This window comes from Ramlibacter humi (assembly GCF_004681975.1).
In the GTDB taxonomy this organism is placed as follows: domain Bacteria; phylum Pseudomonadota; class Gammaproteobacteria; order Burkholderiales; family Burkholderiaceae_C; genus Ramlibacter; species Ramlibacter humi.
Genome location: NZ_SMLK01000003.1, coordinates 226,750 through 242,594, shown reverse-complemented (window position 1 = coordinate 242,594; position 15,845 = coordinate 226,750). Strand labels below are relative to the sequence as shown.

Sequence of the window (15,845 nt, the reverse complement as noted above, 5' to 3'; positions counted from 1 at the left end):
CCCCGCTCGCCGCGTCAACCGGCCCCGAGCAGCGCCAGCGCGCCCAGTCCCAGGAAGATCATCGCCGACACCACGTGCACCGCGCGGATGGGCACCCGGCGGGTGAGCCGGTCGCCGAACCAGACCACCGGCGCGTTGGCCAGCATCATCCCCAGCGTGGTGCCGGTCACGACGGAAGCCCAGGCATCGAAGCGGGCGGCCAGCATCACCGTGGCGACCTGCGTCTTGTCGCCCATCTCGGCCAGAAAGAACGCCACCACCGTGGTCACGAACACGCCGAAGCGGGGCTTGGTCTGCGCTTCTTCCTCATCCAGCTTGTCCGGAATCAGCATCCAGATGGCCATGGCGATGAACGAGCCGCCGAGCACCCAGCGCAACACGTCGGGGCTCACGTGGGCGGTGACCCAGGCACCGAGCGCACCGGCCAGCCCGTGGTTGACCAGCGTGGACACGAAGATGCCGGCGACGATCGGCCAGGGCCGGCGGAAGCGCGCCGCGAGCACGAGCGAGAGCAGCTGCGTCTTGTCGCCCATCTCGGCGAGGGCGACGACGGCGGTGGAGATCAGGAAGGGTTCCATCAGGGACAACAAACTCCGGCCGGGGCCAAGCAAGCACCGATGACTGCGCCGCAGCCCCGGCCGGAAAGCGGAGGCGGCACAGCCAAAGGTCTCGCCAAGTTCTCCGCCGGCCCGTTGCGGGCCGGCAGGGTGTCCGCCTGCGCCATGAACCTTGCGGTTCAAGTCTGTTGACGCAGGCCCCTCTCGCGATGGAGGGCGGCTACTCCCCAATGACTCGGGCGATTGTACCCGCAGCCGCCTTTCGCACCCTTCTGGCGCGGTTATTGCTTAGCTTTGGTGCGCGATCGCCGGAAACGGCCGGGACGCACCACAAAGACGCAGTTTCATCCAAAGAGGGGTTCATGGAAGCACTCAAACAGGGCGCGGACGTCCTGTTCATCCTGCTGGGCGGCGTGATGGTCCTGGCGATGCACGCCGGCTTCGCGTTCCTGGAGCTGGGCACGGTCCGCAAGAAGAACCAGGTCAATGCGCTGGTCAAGATCCTGGTGGATTTCTCGGTGTCCACCGTCGCCTATTTCATGGTCGGCTACGGCGTGGCGTACGGCACCCACTTCTTCGTCGGCGCCGAGCAGCTGGCGGCGAAGAACGGCTACGAGCTGGTGAAGTTCTTCTTCCTGCTGACATTCGCGGCGGCCATCCCCGCCATCATTTCCGGCGGCATCGCCGAGCGCGCCCGCTTCGCGCCGCAGCTGATCGCCACCGCGGTGATCGTCGGCCTCGTCTACCCCTTCTTCGAGGGCATCAGCTGGAACCACGCCTTCGGTATCCAGGACTGGATCAAGTCCGTCACCGGCGAGGAGTTCCACGACTTCGCCGGCTCGGTGGTGGTGCACGCGGTGGGCGGCTGGCTGGCGCTGCCGGCCGTGCTGCTGCTGGGCGCGCGCAGCAACCGCTACCGCAAGGATGGCGCGATCTCGGCGCACCCGCCTTCGAACATCCCTTTCCTGGCGCTGGGCGCCTGGATCCTCACGGTGGGCTGGTTCGGCTTCAACGTGATGAGCGCGCAGACGCTGGACAAGATCTCCGGCCTGGTGGCGGTCAACTCGCTGATGGCGATGGTGGGCGGCACGCTGGCGGCGCTGGCGCTGGGCCGCAACGACCCCGGCTTCGTGCACAACGGCCCGCTGGCGGGCTTGGTCGCGGTGTGCGCGGGCTCCGACCTGATGCATCCGGTGGGCGCGCTGGCGGTGGGCGCGGTGGCCGGCGCGATCTTCGTCGCCATGTTCACGCTGACGCAGAACCGCTGGAAGATCGACGACGTGCTGGGCGTGTGGCCGCTGCACGGGCTGTGCGGGCTGTGGGGCGGCCTGGCCGCCGGCATTTTCGGCAGCAAGGCGCTGGGAGGCCTGGGTGGCGTGAGCTTTGTCGCGCAGCTCCTGGGCAGCGTCATGGGCGTGGCTTGGGCGCTGCTGGGGGGTTTCGTCGTCTACGGCACCTTGAAGGCGATGCTCGGCCTGCGGCTCACGCAGGAAGAGGAATTCGAAGGCGCCGACCTCGCCATCCACAAGATCGGCTCAACGCCGGAACGCGAAGTGAACTGGTAGTTTCATTTCACCGTTCATTCGCACTCATCCGTGCCGGAGGCGCGCGAGTCCGTGCGCTTCGCGAACGGCCCAGCACCCTTGGGGCGCATCGGCCCCACGTGCCGAAAGGCTTCCCGGGTCCGGCCCCTTGCATGCCATACGGATATCTGCTTCATAATTCGACGACGTGGACTTTCGGGTCCGCGCGGTTTGCGGTGACAAGGTCGCTTTCGCTTCGTTGATGCGTTTTCGGGACTCCATCGCGCTCTTTCCGTTCTTTCCAGGAGTCCCTTTCAATGGGCAACAAACTGTACGTGGGCAACCTGCCCTACAGCGTCCGCGACAGCGATCTCGAACAGGCTTTCGGCCAGTTCGGCGCGGTCACCAGCGCCAAAGTCATGATGGAACGCGACACGGGTCGCTCCAAGGGCTTTGGTTTCGTCGAGATGGGCAGCGATGCCGAAGCGCAAGCCGCCATCAGCGGCATGAACGGCCAGCCCCTGGGCGGCCGCAGCGTCGTCGTCAATGAAGCCCGCCCGATGGAAGCGCGTCCGCGCGGCTTCGGCGGTGGTGGTGGCGGCGGCTACGGCGGCGGCGGCGGCGGTGGTGGTTACGGCGGCGGTGGCGGCGGCTACGGTGGTGGTGGCGGCGGTGGCCGCGGCTTCGGTGGCGGCGGCGGCGGCGGTGGCCGCGGCGGCAACGACGGTGGCTTCCGCAGCCCCTACGGTTCCGGCCCGCGCGGCGGCGGCAACCGTGGCGGTGGTGGCGGCGGCGGCAACTACTGATCGCGCCTCGCACGGCAACAAGGGCTCCTTCGGGGGCCTTTTTTCATGGCCGGTGGAGGATCAGCTGCCTTGCCGGTGCTTGCGTGGCCGCCCGGCCAGCACGCGGTCGAACAGGGCGTTGGGCAGCATCCGCAGCAGCTTGGCCACAATGCCCATCTGCCAGGGGATGACACGGTAGCTGGCGCCGGCCTCGATGGCGCGGAAAGCGCGGTCCGCGAACTCCGGCGGCTGCATCAGGAAAGGCATCGAGTACCGGTTCCTGCTCGTGAGCGGCGTGTCCACATACCCCGGGCAGATGGTCACCACCTTCACGCCGCTGGCGCGCAGCTCGCCGCGCAGGCTTTCGCAGTAGCTGATGACGGCCGCCTTGCTCGCGCAATAGGCGCCGTGCCCCGGCAGCCCGCGGATGCCGGCGACGCTGCCGACGCCCACCAGCCGCCCGGAGCCGCGCTGGGCCATGGCATCGATGAACGGATGGAAGGTCGCCGCCAGCCCGATGTTGTTGGTCGCGAACGTGCGCGCGATCACGTCCAGGTCTTCGCGCACGGCCGTGTCCACGCCGATGCTGATGCCCGCGTTGGCGATCACGGCGTCGGGCAGGCCCTGCTCCGCGATGCAGCGCCGCCCCGCGGCCACGATGCTTTCCGTGTCGGCGACGTCGGCCGCGTACACGGCGTACCGCGCCAGATCGAGTCCCTGCTGCGCCGCCCAGGCCTGGATCTCGCCCGTGCGCCGGGCTGCCAGTGCCAGATTCCAGCCTGCCCGCGCGTAACGCGCCGCCAGCGCCTGGCCGATGCCGCTGGACGCGCCGGTGATGAACACGAGGGGACGCGCCATGCTGCTTTTCCTCAGGGTTTGGGCGTGGGCACCAGCCGGCCGCGCACGCGGCCCTGCAGGCCCATGATGCGGTCGAGGTTGTCGTAGTCCATCGAGTCGCCGTGGAACTCGTCGTTGCCGCGGATCAGCGTCACCGGCAGATGCGTCTTCACGCGCTCGGTGTTGACGAACACGTGCAGGAACTCGCTGCGGATTTCCATGTGCGGCGTCTCCGTGCCCGGCGGCGCATCGCGCACCACCACCGCATCGCCGATCAGCTGCACCTCCGAGCCGTCGCCGTTGCTGATGGCGCGGCGGCCGGTGGCGATGGTGAGCGAGCCGTTCTCGTCGTAGCTGCGGATGCGCGGGTTGTCGATCTCCAGCGTGTCCGTGTCGGGGAAGTGGCGCGCCTCGGTGCCGAAGACCTCGCTCTTCAGCCGGCCATTCGGCTCGAACGTCTTCACCGAGAAATCGCGCATGAAGTAATCGGGGTCGTGCGTCGCCGGCCGCTGCGTTTCCGGCCCGCCGATGAACGAAGGCGTGTTGCTGGCCAGCCAGTAGGTGCCCAGTGCCATGACCCCCATCAGGATGACCGGCAGGTAGACCGCCGCGCGGTCCCAGAGGGCCCGCGCGCGGCGCCACACGGTGGGTGAAGGCAGGGCGGCGGTACTCACCGGTAGCGTTCCAGCAGCTGCGCATAGCGGCCGCCGGCCACCAGCAGCAGGTCGCAAAACTCGCGTGCCGCGCCGTGGCCGCCCGCGGCCTGGGTGACATAGCGCGCCGCGGCCTTGACCTCCGTATGCGCGTTGGCCGGCGCGGCGGCGAAGGCACAGCGGCGCAGCACCGGCAGGTCGGGCCAGTCGTCGCCGATGGCGGCGGCCTGCGACCAGGCCAGGCCCAACGCTTCCAGCGTCTTCTGCGCGGCGGGCGCCTTGTCTTCGGTGCCGTAGTGCACGTGCGTGATGGCCAGCGCGGCCAGCCGCGCGCGCAGCGCCGGTGAGTCGCGGCCGGTGATGACCACCGGCGCGATGCCGCCCTGCTGCAGCAGCTTCAGGCCCAGGCCGTCCAGGATGTTGAAGCGCTTCAGGCTTTCGCCTTCGGCGCCCATGTACAGGCCGCCGTCGGTCAGCACGCCGTCGACGTCGAAAAAGGCCACCCGCACGCCCTGGGCGGCCAGCAGCAGTTCGGGCGGAAAGGAGAGGGCGGGCGCGGACAAGCTCAGATCACCTTGGCGCGCATCAGGTCGTTGCTGTTCACGGCCCCGCACAGGCGCCCTTGCGCGTCGACCACCAGCACGCTGGTGATGCGGTGCTGCTCCATCAGCTCGGCCGCCTCGACGGCCAGGGCGTCGTCGCGGACGGTGCGTGGACCCGCGTGCATGACCTCGTGCGCCTTCACCGCGCGCAGGTCCGCGCCTTTTTCGATCAGGCGGCGCAAGTCGCCGTCGGTGAAGATGCCCAGCACGCGGCCGCCGGCGTCGACGATGGCGGAGGCGCCCAGGCCCTTGGCGCTCATCTCGCGCATCAAGTCGGGGAAGGCGGTGTCCGGCCCGACGCGCGGCACGGCGTCGCCGCTGCGCATGACGTCCGAAAGGTGGGTCAGCAGCTTGCGGCCCAGCGAGCCGCCCGGATGCGAGCGCGCGAAGTCTTCCGAACGGAAGCCGCGCGCGTCCAGCAGCGCGACGGCCAGCGCATCGCCCAGCGCCAGCTGCGCCGTGGTGCTGGCGGTGGGCGCCAGCTGCAGCGGGCAGGCTTCCTTTTCCACGCCGCTGTCCAGCACGATGTCCGCGTGCTGCGCGAGCGTGGAGTTCGCGTTGCCCGTCATCGCCACCAGCGCAACGCCGAAGCGCTTGAGGATGGGCAGGATGGCCGTGATCTCGTCGCTTTCGCCGCCGTTGGAGATGGCCAGCACGAGGTCGATGGCCTTGATCATCCCCAGGTCGCCGTGGCTGGCCTCGGCCGGGTGGACAAACATGGCCGGCGTGCCGGTGGAAGCCAGCGTGGCGGCCACCTTGCGGCCGATGTGGCCGCTCTTGCCCATGCCCATGACCACCACGCGGCCGCGCACGGCCAGCATGGCTTGCACGGCACGCGCGAAAGCATCGCCGGTGCGGGCCTTCAGGCCCAGCACGGCCGCGGCTTCGATGTCGAAAGTCTCCTGGGCCAGGCGCAGCGCCTGGTCGCGGTCGAAAGCGGACATAAGCGGGCGATTTTAGGTGTCCAGCTAGTATCGGGCCCATGCCGATGACCACCCTGGAACTTACGCTGGTGTACCTGCTGGCCGCGGTACTGGGGGTGGTGGCCTCCCGTTCGCTCAAGCTGCCGCCCATGCTGGGCTACCTGGTGGTCGGCGTGGTGATCGGCCCCAACGCGCTGGCGCTGGGCGAGAACTCGGAAGCCGTGCGCTATCTCGGCGAGTTCGGCGTCGTCTTCCTGATGTTCGTGATCGGGCTGGAATTCAACCTGCCCAAGCTGCGCGCCATGCGCGCCCACGTGTTCGGGCTGGGGCTGTTCCAGGTCGTGCTGACCATCGTCATCGGCACCGCCGGCAGCCTGGCGCTGTCGACGGTGCTGCCGCAGTTCTGGCGCATGAGCTGGCAGACGGCGCTGGTGCTGTCGGGCGCGCTGGCGATGAGCAGCACGGCCATCGTCGTCAAGCTGGTCGCCGACCGGCTGGAGCTGGAGTCCGAGCACGGCAAGCGCGTGATGGGCGTGCTGCTGTTCCAGGACCTGGCCGTGGTGCCGCTGCTGGTGCTCATCCCCGCGCTGGGCAGCAAGCCCGAGGCGCTGCTGATGGCGCTGGCCTTCGGCACGCTCAAGGCCGCCGTGCTGGTCACGGTGCTGCTCACCGGCGGCCAGCGCGCGATGCGCTGGTGGCTCACGCTGGTGGCACGGCGCAAGAGCGAAGAGCTGTTCGTGCTGAACCTGCTGCTCATCACACTGGGCCTGGCCTGGCTGACCGAGCACGCCGGCCTGTCGCTGGCGCTGGGTGCGTTCATCGCCGGCATGCTGATCTCCGAGACCGAATACAAGCACCAGGTGGAGACCGACATCCGGCCGTTCCACGACGTGCTGCTGGGCCTGTTCTTCGTCAGCATCGGGATGATGCTCGACTGGCGCCTGGTGGGCGAGCGCTGGGCGCTGGTGCTGCTGATGCTCACCGTGCCGGTGCTGTTCAAGCTGGTGCTGGTGACCCTCCTCACCTGGCAGATGGGCGCCACGCCGGGCGTGTCGCTGCGCACCGGGCTGTACCTGGCGCAGGCGGGCGAGTTCGGCTTCGTGCTGCTGGCGCTGGCGCAACAGAACCAGGTGATCCCGGCACCGCTCCTGGCACCGGTGCTGGCCAGCATGGTGCTGTCCATGCTGGCCACGCCTTTCATCATCATGTACAGCAACTGGCTGGTGATGAAGCTGGTGGCCAACGAATGGCTGCAGCAATCGCTGCAGATGACCACCATCGCGCGGCGATCCATCAACGCCAACAAGCACGTGATCATCTGCGGCTACGGCCGCTGCGGCCAGAACCTGGCGCGCGTGCTGGAGCGCGAGAACATCCCCTACATGGCGCTGGACCTGGACCCCGACCGCGTGCGCCAGGCCGCCGCCGCGGGCGACTCGGTGGTGTTCGGCGACGCCGCGCGCCTGCAGGCGCTGATCGCCGCCGGCCTGGCGCGGGCCAGCGCGGTGGTGGTGACCTACCTGGACGTGCCCGGCGCGCTGAAGGTGCTGGCCAACACGCGCGCGCACGCGCCGCAGGTGCCGGTGATCGTGCGCACCCAGGACGACCGCGAGCTGGAAAAGCTGCAGGCCGCCGGTGCCACCGAAGTGGTGCCCGAAGCGCTGGAAGGCTCGCTCATGCTGGCCAGCCACGCGCTGGCGCTGGTGGGCGTGCCCATGCGGCGAGTGATCCGCATCGTGCAGGACCAGCGCGACGAGCGCTACAACCTCCTGCGCGGCTACTTCCACGGCGCCGACGACGACACGGTGGAAGACCTGCAGCAGGAACGCCTGTCCACGCTGACGCTGCCGCTGGGCGCGCGCGCGGTCGGCAAGCCGCTGGCGCAGTTCGCGCTGCATGCGATGGGCGTGCGGGTGGTGAGCCTGCGGCGGGCCGACGGCAAGGTCGCCGAAGTGGACCGCGACCCCGCGCTGGCGGATGGCGACACGCTGGTGCTCTCCGGCCGGCCGGAAGCCCTGTCGGTCGCGGAACAGAAACTCCTGAAGGGCTAGCGCAGCTCGCCGTACTGCGTGGCGCTGAGCGCGGTGGCGGCGGCTTCGGCCTGCTCGGTGTCTTCGAAGCCCGTGAGCAGCGTGTAGCTGGGCGTGCGGTTCGTGGGCGTCGCCGCCAACGTGTCGGCGGGCGCGGCGGGCTTCGCCAGGCCCGCGGCCAGCGCTTTCTGGAACGCCGCGATCTCGGCGGCATCAATGGGGTCAGCCTCGGAAGGCGCCTTCGCTGGCGTTGGTTGCGCGGCCTTGGCGGCCGGCTGCTTCACCGCGGCCCCTTTGGCGGACGCGCTGTTCTGGCGCCAGTACACGCCCTTGACCGCGATCTGGTGGCGCGCCTTGGCGGCCTCCGCGATCATGTTCTCCACCGCCGCGAGGCTTGCGCTGCTGGCCACCGGCGCATCCACCAGGTCCACCATGATCATGAACTGGCGGCCCCGGCCGTCGAGCGACAGCACCTTGAACCGGTAGCTGGAGGTCAGCACGCCAGCGCGCACCATGCATTCGCGCACGATCGTGTACAGAAGTTCGCGCCGGTGCGTGCGTTCGACCTTTCGGCTGCCCAGGGGCGGTGGACGCGTGGTGTCGCTACCGGGCAGCGAGCCGGAGTGGCCGGCTTCGGCCGGCCGCTTCGAGCGGGTGAACCAACGCAGCAACGACATGGACTCCACTTTCACGGAGAGGCGGACGGCCAGTGTAGCGGGCACCCCCCGCGGCGCGCCATCCCTCGCCGACGCGCGGACACCGCGGCTTCACCGAACGGCCGAGGCTGTGGCTTTCGTCACGCGCCGGATGGCCCTACTTTCCGATACAGAAGCTGGAGAAGATGACGCCGAGCAGGTCGTCCGCCGTGAATTCGCCGGTGATCTCGTTCAGCGCGTTCTGCGCCAGGCGCAGTTCTTCCGCCAGCAGGTCCAGCGCCGGCACCTCGCCCGCGAGTTGCGCCGCGGCCTCCATCAGGTGGGCGTCGACACGGCGCAGGGCTTGCAGGTGGCGCTCGCGTGCGATGTACACGCCTTCCGGCGCGGCCTGCCAGCCCGCGATCTGCAGCAAGCGATCTCGCAAGGCGTTCAGCCCGTCGCCGGTCTTCGCGGACAGGCGCAGCTCGCCCTCGTGCACGGTTGAGCTCGCGGCTGCATCCGCCTTGTTCCACACCTGCACCACGGGCACGGCTTCCGGCACCCGCGAGCGCAAGTCCCGCAGCAGCGCTTCATCACCTTCGTGGTAGCCGGTTTCCTGGGCTCGGGTGAGGTCGTGCAGGAACAGCACCGCGTCCGCGGCTTCGATGCGCGCCCAGGCGCGCTCGATGCCGATGCGTTCCACCACGTCTTCGCTTTCGCGCAGGCCCGCGGTGTCGATCACGTGGACCGGCACGCCTTCGACCTGGATGGTCTGGCTCACCACGTCGCGCGTGGTACCGGGAATGGGCGTCACGATGGCCAGTTCCGCACCGGCCAGCGCATTGAGCAACGAGCTCTTGCCCGCGTTCGGCTGCCCCGCGATGACGACCTGGATGCCTTCGCGCAGCAGCGCGCCCTGGCGCGCGCGGCGCATCACGCCGGCCAGCGCGGACTGCAGGCGATCGAGCTGGCCCTGCGCGTCGGACTGGCGCAGGAAATCGATCTCTTCTTCCGGAAAGTCCAGCGTCGCTTCCACCAGCATGCGCAGGTGGATCAGCGCGTCGCGCAGCGTGTGGATCTCGCGCGAGAACTCGCCGGCCAGTGAGCGGCCCGCGCTGCGCGCCGCGGCTTCGGTGCTGGCGTCGATGAGGTCGGCGATGGCTTCGGCTTGCGCCAGGTCGATCTTGTCGTTGAGGAAGGCGCGCTCGGTGAACTCGCCGGGCCGCGCCACGCGCAAACCCATCGCCGCGCCCGCTTCCAGGCAGCGCGCCAGCAGCAGCTGCAGCACCACGGGTCCGCCGTGCGCCTGCAGTTCCAGCACGTCCTCGCCCGTGTACGAGTGGGGCGCCGGGAAGTGGATGGCGATGCCCTGGTCGATGGGCGAACCATCGGTGGCACGGAAAGGCAGGTACGTCGCTTCGCGCGGCTTCAGCGAACGGCCGCAGACGGCATCGATGATCGGCTGCGCCGACCGGCCCGATACGCGCACGATGCCCACCGCGCCGCGGCCGGGGGCCGTGGCGATGGCGGCGATGGGATCGCGGTGCGCGGTCAGCATGCGGTGATTGTGCGCAAAGAGAAGGGGGCCCGAAGGGCCCCCGTTTTTTTTTGGCTTCCGATCAGCCGCCGAACTTCGGCAGGTTGAACTCCGGCGGCACGCCCATGCGCTTGTTGATCAGCCATTGCTGCGCGATGGACAGCACGTTGTTGGTGATCCAGTACAGCACCAGGCCGGCCGGGAAGAAGAAGAACATCACCGAGAACGCCAGCGGCATGATCCACATCATCTTGGCCTGCATCGGGTCGGGCGGCGCGGGGTTCAGCGCGGTCTGCAGCAGCGTGGTGAGCGTCATCACCGCCGGCAGGATGAAGTACGGGTCCTTGGACGACAGGTCGTGAATCCAGCCGATCCAGGGCGCGTTGCGCATCTCCACGCTGGACAGCAGCACCCAGTAAAGCGCGATGAACACCGGGATCTGGATCATGATGGGGAAGCAGCCGCCCAGCGGGTTGATCTTCTCCTCGCGGTAGATGCGCATCATCTCCTGCTGCATCTGCTGCGGGTTGTCCTTGTAGCGCTCGCGCAGCGCGGTGATGCGCGGGTTCACGGCCTTCATCTTGGCCATGCTCTGGTAGCCCTTGGCCTGCAGCCAGAAGAAGGCGATCTTGATCAGCAGCACCAGCGCCATGATCGAGAAGCCCCAGTTGCCGATGAACGAGTGCAGCTTGTCCAGCAGCCAGTACAGCGGCTTGGCGATGATGGTGAAGATGCCGTAGTCCTTCACCAGGTCCAGGCCGGGCGCCACCTGCTCGAGCATCTTCTCCTGCTGCGGGCCGGCGAAGAACTCGGCCTGCAGCGACTGCGTGGCGCCGGGCGCCACCGGCGGCAGCGGGGCGATCATGCCCACGGAGTACAGGCTGCCGTCCACCTTGCGCACGAAGTTGTCGCGCTTCACGCCGTCGGGCAGGATCCAGGCGCTGGCGAAGTAGTGCTGCACCATCGCCACCCAGCCGCTGGTGGACTCCTTCTGGATGTCGATCTTGTTGTTGTCGATGTCCTTGAACTCGACCTTCTGGTACTTCTTCTCGGCCGTGTAGACCGCGGGTCCGGTGAAGGTGCCGGCGGGGTTGGTGATGAACGAACCGCCCGAAACGCCCGCGCCGCGCGTGAGCTGCACGTACACCTGCGGCGACACCGGCTGCGAACCCGTGTTGATCACGTCGTACTTCACGGCGATCTCGTACGAGCCGCGGTGGAAGGTGTAGGTCTTCACCAGCTTCACGCCGTTCTTCTCGGGCGATTCGAATCGCACCGACAGGTCGTTGGCGCCATCCTTCAGCTGGCGGTCGCCGCTGGGCGTCATCGGCGTGGTGTGGTTGGGGAAGTCGCCGCCGATCAGGCCGGACTGCGCCACGTACTTGCGCTGGTCGTTGTCTTCCAGCAGGACGAAGTCTTCGGGCTGCTTGTTCCTGTCGGCGACGGAATCGGCGGTGACCTTCAGGAACTCGGTGCGCACCAGGGTCGCGCCTTCGGTGTCGAAGGTGACGCGCAGCAGGTCGGTGGTGACGGTGAAGCGCTCGCGCGGCGTGGTGGGCGCGGCCGCAGGCACGCCCCCGGCAGGCGGCGCGGCGGCGCCAGGCGTGGCGGCAGGCACGCCGGCCGTGGCGGCGCTGCCCGGCGTCTTCGGCGCGGAAGCCGTGGCCGCGGGCTTCGCCGGGTGCGGGAAGAAAGTGGCCTGCTTGCCGTTGTGGACCTGCCACTGGTCCCACAGCAGGACCATCGAGAAACCGAAGACCACCCAGAGGATGGTGCGGCGAATGTCGTTCATGGAGTCTTCTTGGGGAAGGGCGCGGCGGTGAACCGCGTGAAGAGTGCCGGCGCATGCGCGGGCACTTCGTCGATGCCGCCGGCGCACCACGGATGGCAGCGCGCCAGGCGGGCGAGCGTGAGGTAGCTGCCGGCCGCCGCGCCGTGGCGTTCCAGCGCCTGCAGCGAATAGGCCGAACAGGTCGGGGTGAAGCGGCAGGCCGAGCCCAGCCACGGCGACAGCAGCAGCCGGTAGCCCCTGACCAGGCCGATGAGCGCGGCGCGGATCACGGCTTGGCTCCCGCGAAGAGGCGTTGCAGTTCCGACCGCACTGCGGCCTTCAGCACATCGGAGGTAGCGCTGCGGAACTGCGCGCGGTCGAAGCCGGACCGCAGCCGCACCACGTGCGCGGCGGCTGGCAATCGGTCTTCAAAGTCCAGGCTCACGGCGTAGATCTGGCGCTTGAGGGTGTTGCGGGTGACGGCTCGGCGCGCCCAGCGCTTGGGCAGGATGGCGCCGATCCACGGCTGGCCCTGCACGGCAAACAGGGCCTGGGCCCGCGAAGGCCCCGGCCCTGTGGATGACTCGGGTGGGGGCGGCGAAGTTCGCTCGAAACCTGCGCGGTGCAGCGCGAAGTGCTCGGTTCGCGCGACAGTGGCGCCGCCGTCCATCACGGCCTGGAACTGCGCCCGGGTCTTCAGCCGTTGCACGATGCCCTCAGCCCGTTCGCCCTGAGCTTGTCGAAGGGCTGGGCGCGGGGCTTCGACAGGCTCGGCCCGAACGGATGTTCCTTAGACGGCCAGGCGCTTGCGGCCCTTGGCGCGGCGCGCGTTGATGACGGCGCGGCCGCCGCGGGTCTTCATGCGGACCAGGAAGCCGTGGGTGCGGGCGCGGCGCACTTTGCTCGGTTGATAGGTGCGTTTCATGGGAATCTTCTTTCGGTGTCTGTCTGGCGGGGAACCCGCGATTATCGGCGAAAACGGCCAGCCCGGCAAGGAAAGGGCCCGCCACCATGCCTGAAACCAGCCCCGGACAATAGCGGAAACCCGATGTGGATAACCTCTTTGTAATCTACAATGGGCTGTTTCCGCAGACGACAACTATCCACAAGGCGGCGACCGAATGAGTGAGGGGTTTGGCAACAGCCTGGCGGCAGGCGCGCCCATGAACGGGGGCGGCGGCCTCTGGCAGGCGTGCATCGACCAGCTGGCCCAGGAACTGCCCGAGCAGCAGTTCAATACGTGGATCAAACCACTGGTGGCCAAGGTCACCGACGATTTTTCCAAGGTCACGCTGTTCGTGGCCAACCGCTTCAAGCTGGACTGGGTGCGTGCCCAGTACGCCGGCCGCATCGCGGCCACGCTGGAGAAGCTCTATGGCCAGCCGGTGCAACTGGAGTTAGCCCTCGCTCAGCGTGAAAGCCCCGCCAAGCCTTTCGTGGCGCCGCAGGCTGCTGAGGTTGCACCCGCCGCTGAACCGGCCGATATGGCCGAGGACATCGCCGCCGGCCCGTTCAAGAACCGGCTCAACACGGCACTGACATTCGACACCCTGGTGGAAGGCACGGCCAACCGCATGGCCCGTGCCGCCGCCATGCACGTGGCCAACGCGCCGGGCCAGCTGTACAACCCGCTGTTCATCTACGGCGGCGTCGGCCTGGGCAAGACCCACCTCGTCCATGCGGTGGGCAACCGCCTGCTGGCGGACAAGCCCGGCAGCAAAGTTCTCTACATCCATGCGGAACAATTCGTCTCCGATGTGGTTAAGGCCTACCAGCGCAAGACCTTCGACGAGTTCAAGGACAAGTACCACTCGCTCGACCTGCTGCTCATCGACGACGTGCAGTTCTTCGCCAACAAGGACCGCACCCAGGAAGAGTTCTTCAACGCCTTCGAGGCGCTGCTGGCCAAGAAAAGCCACATCGTGATGACGTCGGACACCTATCCCAAGGGGCTGGCCGACATCCACGAGCGCCTGATCTCGCGCTTCGACTCGGGCCTGACGGTGGCCATCGAGCCGCCCGAGCTGGAGATGCGCGTGGCCATCCTGATCAACAAGGCCCGGGCCGAAGGCGCCGAGATGCCCGAGGAAGTGGCCTTCTTCGTGGCCAAGAACGTGCGCAGCAACGTGCGCGAGCTGGAAGGCGCCCTGCGCAAGATCCTGGCGTACAGCCGCTTCAACCAGAAGGAAATCTCCATCCAGCTGGCCCGGGAAGCGCTGCGCGACCTGCTGTCCATCCAGAACCGCCAGATCAGCGTCGAGAACATCCAGAAGACGGTGGCCGACTACTACAAGATCAAGGTCGCCGACATGTACAGCAAGAAGCGGCCGGCCTCCATCGCGCGCCCGCGGCAGATCGCCATGTACCTGGCCAAGGAGCTGACCCAGAAAAGCCTGCCCGAGATCGGCGAGCTTTTCGGCGGCCGCGACCACACCACCGTGCTGCACGCCGTGCGCAAGATCGCCGGCGAGCGCCAGACGGTCACCGAATTGAACCAGCAGCTGCACGTGCTGGAACAGACCCTCAAGGGCTGAAGACCATGCGGATCACCCCCTGGCCGTCCGGGCCGAGCCTGTCGAAGCCGGGAGCTGACAACCCTGTGGACCGTTCCGGCACAACTGCCCGGTTGTCCACAGAAGCGGCCGCCAAGGCCGAGTTGTCCCCGTTCGCGGCACACCCCGGAAGCGCTGCCGCCCACACCCTTGCGGCAGCGGCAAGTGCCTGATGAAAAAGGGGAAAATGCGCCTTGTCCACAGCGGGCGCGGTCCCTTATCTAGCTACTACTACCTTTAAAGAGAAAACAGAAAGAGGAGAGGTCGACATGATCGTCCTGAAGGCCACCCAGGAGAAAGTGCTCTCGGTACTGCAGTCCGTCGCCGGCATCGTGGAGCGCCGGCACACGCTGCCGATCCTGGCCAACGTGTTGATCCGCAAGACGGGGGCACAGGTGCAGCTGACCACCAGCGACCTGGAGATCCAGATCCGCACCACCGCCGAACTGGATGGCGACAGCGGCAACTTCACCACCACGGTGGGCGCGCGCAAGCTGATCGACATCCTGCGCACCATGCCCAGCGACCAGACCGTCAGCCTGGAATCCAGCCAGAACAAGCTGGTGCTCAAGGGCGGCAAGAGCCGCTTCACGCTGCAGACGCTGCCGGCCGAAGACTTCCCGCTGGTGCAGGAAGCCGCCAGCTTCGGCCCCAAGTTCAGCGTGCCGCAGAAGACGCTGAAGGCGCTGCTGGCGCAGGTGAGCTTCGCCATGGCGGTGCACGACATCCGCTACTACCTGAACGGCATCCTGTTTGTGGCCGAAGGCAAGCAGCTGTCGCTGGTGGCCACCGACGGCCACCGCCTGGCCTTCGCCAGCGCCACGCTCGACGTCGAAGTGCCGCGTCAAGAGGTCATCCTGCCGCGCAAGACCGTGCTGGAGATGCAGCGCCTGCTGTCCGATGCCGAAGGTGCCATCGAGATGCAGTTCGCCAGCAACCAGGCCAAGTTCTCGTTCGGCGGCATGGAATTCGTCACCAAGCTGGTGGAGGGCAAGTTCCCCGACTACAACCGCGTCATTCCCAAGAACCACAAGAACTCCATCACGCTGGGCCGCCAGCCGCTGCTGGCCAGCCTGCAGCGCACGGCCATCCTCACCAGCGAGAAGTTCAAGGGCGTGCGCCTGAACGTGGAACCGGGCACCCTGCGCGTGGCCAGCAACAACGCCGAGCAGGAAGAGGCGGTGGACGAACTGGACATCGACTACGGCGGCGACGCCATCGAGATCGGGTTCAACGTCACCTACCTGATCGACGCGCTGGCCAACATGGGCCAGGAGATGGTGAAGATGGAACTGGCCGACTCCAACAGCTCGGCGCTGATCACCAATCCCGAGGATGCGAACTTCAAGTACGTGGTGATGCCGATGCGCATCTGACCCAGGCCGTTTGAACACCAACGGCCGTTCGGGCTAAGTTTGTCGAAGCCGGGGCGCAAGCCCT

General features: G+C 67.9%; 16 protein-coding genes and 1 riboswitch. Of the genes, 5 read left to right on the top strand and 11 right to left on the bottom strand.

All coding sequences use genetic code 11. The features are described from left to right. Positions 1-14: 14 nt before the first annotated feature. Entirely contained in the window at positions 15-578 is a 564-nt protein-coding gene (locus tag EZ216_RS12145; protein ID WP_135250030.1) for a TMEM165/GDT1 family protein, read from the bottom strand. A 62-nt stretch (positions 579-640) separates the two neighbouring features. Next, positions 641-803, bottom strand: a riboswitch (yybP-ykoY riboswitch). 116 nt (positions 804-919) lie between these two features. Here EZ216_RS12145 and EZ216_RS12140 point away from each other — a divergent pair. After that, the gene (locus tag EZ216_RS12140) at positions 920-2,122 is read left to right on the top strand and encodes an ammonium transporter (RefSeq protein WP_135250029.1); all 1,203 of its coding nucleotides are present in this window, start codon (positions 920-922) and stop codon (positions 2,120-2,122) included. Positions 2,123-2,397: 275 nt separating this feature from the next. Then, positions 2,398-2,886, top strand: a complete 489-nt coding sequence (rbp, locus tag EZ216_RS12135) for an RNA-binding regulator (protein ID WP_135250028.1) — start codon at positions 2,398-2,400, stop codon at positions 2,884-2,886. A gap of 60 nt (positions 2,887-2,946) precedes the next feature. On the opposite strand, the gene EZ216_RS12130 is transcribed toward rbp, so the two are convergent. From EZ216_RS12130 to EZ216_RS12115, 4 genes are read right to left on the bottom strand one after another with little or no spacing between them, the layout of a single operon-like run. Further along, complete coding sequence (locus tag EZ216_RS12130) at positions 2,947-3,723, bottom strand: SDR family oxidoreductase (protein ID WP_135250027.1); 777 nt, start codon at positions 3,721-3,723, stop codon at positions 2,947-2,949. A gap of 11 nt (positions 3,724-3,734) precedes the next feature. Further along, positions 3,735-4,376: an LPS export ABC transporter periplasmic protein LptC gene (gene lptC, locus EZ216_RS12125; protein ID WP_275405146.1), complete on the bottom strand. Its 642-nt coding sequence runs from the start codon at positions 4,374-4,376 to the stop codon at positions 3,735-3,737. Next, the gene (locus EZ216_RS12120) at positions 4,373-4,924 is read right to left on the bottom strand and encodes a KdsC family phosphatase (protein ID WP_135250214.1); all 552 of its coding nucleotides are present in this window, start codon (positions 4,922-4,924) and stop codon (positions 4,373-4,375) included. Before EZ216_RS12120 ends, lptC begins: the two co-directional genes overlap by 4 nt. Next, a complete protein-coding gene (locus EZ216_RS12115) occupies positions 4,921-5,778 on the bottom strand; it encodes a KpsF/GutQ family sugar-phosphate isomerase (protein ID WP_439126734.1) in 858 nt (285 codons plus the stop codon). The genes EZ216_RS12120 and EZ216_RS12115 overlap by 4 nt, the downstream gene beginning before the upstream one ends. Positions 5,779-5,945: 167 nt before the next feature. On the opposite strand from EZ216_RS12115, the gene EZ216_RS12110 reads away from it, so the two are divergent. Beyond that, entirely contained in the window at positions 5,946-7,931 is a 1,986-nt protein-coding gene (locus EZ216_RS12110; protein WP_135250213.1) for a monovalent cation:proton antiporter family protein, read from the top strand. Here the strand turns inward: EZ216_RS12110 and EZ216_RS12105 are convergent. The 6 genes from EZ216_RS12105 to rpmH form a co-directional block, all read right to left on the bottom strand. Then, entirely contained in the window at positions 7,928-8,587 is a 660-nt protein-coding gene (locus EZ216_RS12105; protein ID WP_135250025.1) for a hypothetical protein, read from the bottom strand. The two genes, EZ216_RS12110 and EZ216_RS12105, sit on opposite strands and share 4 nt — an antisense overlap. Before the next feature lie 136 nt (positions 8,588-8,723). Further along, positions 8,724-10,103, bottom strand: coding sequence for a tRNA uridine-5-carboxymethylaminomethyl(34) synthesis GTPase MnmE (mnmE, locus tag EZ216_RS12100; protein WP_135250024.1), 1,380 nt, complete (start codon positions 10,101-10,103; stop codon positions 8,724-8,726). Positions 10,104-10,164: 61 nt separating this feature from the next. Further along, complete coding sequence (yidC, locus tag EZ216_RS12095; RefSeq protein WP_135250023.1) at positions 10,165-11,874, bottom strand: membrane protein insertase YidC; 1,710 nt, start codon at positions 11,872-11,874, stop codon at positions 10,165-10,167. Then, complete coding sequence (gene yidD, locus EZ216_RS12090) at positions 11,871-12,143, bottom strand: membrane protein insertion efficiency factor YidD (RefSeq protein WP_135250022.1); 273 nt, start codon at positions 12,141-12,143, stop codon at positions 11,871-11,873. Before yidD ends, yidC begins: the two co-directional genes overlap by 4 nt. Next, positions 12,140-12,562: a ribonuclease P protein component gene (locus EZ216_RS12085; protein ID WP_135250021.1), complete on the bottom strand. Its 423-nt coding sequence runs from the start codon at positions 12,560-12,562 to the stop codon at positions 12,140-12,142. Before EZ216_RS12085 ends, yidD begins: the two co-directional genes overlap by 4 nt. Before the next feature lie 81 nt (positions 12,563-12,643). Next, positions 12,644-12,778: a 50S ribosomal protein L34 gene (gene rpmH / locus EZ216_RS12080; RefSeq protein WP_027101598.1), complete on the bottom strand. Its 135-nt coding sequence runs from the start codon at positions 12,776-12,778 to the stop codon at positions 12,644-12,646. 196 nt (positions 12,779-12,974) lie between these two features. On the opposite strand from rpmH, the gene dnaA reads away from it, so the two are divergent. Next, the gene (gene dnaA / locus EZ216_RS12075) at positions 12,975-14,387 is read left to right on the top strand and encodes a chromosomal replication initiator protein DnaA (RefSeq protein ID WP_135250020.1); all 1,413 of its coding nucleotides are present in this window, start codon (positions 12,975-12,977) and stop codon (positions 14,385-14,387) included. A 287-nt stretch (positions 14,388-14,674) separates the two neighbouring features. Next, positions 14,675-15,781: a DNA polymerase III subunit beta gene (gene dnaN, locus EZ216_RS12070; protein WP_135250019.1), complete on the top strand. Its 1,107-nt coding sequence runs from the start codon at positions 14,675-14,677 to the stop codon at positions 15,779-15,781. Positions 15,782-15,845 lie beyond the last annotated feature (64 nt).

Excerpts from the sequence above, each read along its gene's own strand:
- rbp (WP_135250028.1), top strand. The coding sequence starts at position 2,398 with ATGGGCAACAAACTGTACGTGGGCAACCTGCCCTACAGCGTCCGCGAC.
- EZ216_RS12105 (WP_135250025.1), bottom strand. The coding sequence starts at position 8,587 with ATGTCGTTGCTGCGTTGGTTCACCCGCTCGAAGCGGCCGGCCGAAGCC.
- EZ216_RS12110 (WP_135250213.1), top strand. The coding sequence starts at position 5,946 with ATGACCACCCTGGAACTTACGCTGGTGTACCTGCTGGCCGCGGTACTG.
- yidC (WP_135250023.1), bottom strand. The coding sequence starts at position 11,874 with ATGAACGACATTCGCCGCACCATCCTCTGGGTGGTCTTCGGTTTCTCG.
- EZ216_RS12145 (WP_135250030.1), bottom strand. The coding sequence starts at position 578 with ATGGAACCCTTCCTGATCTCCACCGCCGTCGTCGCCCTCGCCGAGATG.
- dnaA (WP_135250020.1), top strand. The coding sequence starts at position 12,975 with ATGAGTGAGGGGTTTGGCAACAGCCTGGCGGCAGGCGCGCCCATGAAC.
- EZ216_RS12130 (WP_135250027.1), bottom strand. The coding sequence starts at position 3,723 with ATGGCGCGTCCCCTCGTGTTCATCACCGGCGCGTCCAGCGGCATCGGC.
- rpmH (WP_027101598.1), bottom strand. The coding sequence starts at position 12,778 with ATGAAACGCACCTATCAACCGAGCAAAGTGCGCCGCGCCCGCACCCAC.
- dnaN (WP_135250019.1), top strand. The coding sequence starts at position 14,675 with ATGATCGTCCTGAAGGCCACCCAGGAGAAAGTGCTCTCGGTACTGCAG.
- EZ216_RS12140 (WP_135250029.1), top strand. The coding sequence starts at position 920 with ATGGAAGCACTCAAACAGGGCGCGGACGTCCTGTTCATCCTGCTGGGC.
- mnmE (WP_135250024.1), bottom strand. The coding sequence starts at position 10,103 with ATGCTGACCGCGCACCGCGATCCCATCGCCGCCATCGCCACGGCCCCC.
- EZ216_RS12115 (WP_439126734.1), bottom strand. The coding sequence starts at position 5,778 with ATGCTGGCCGTGCGCGGCCGCGTGGTGGTCATGGGCATGGGCAAGAGC.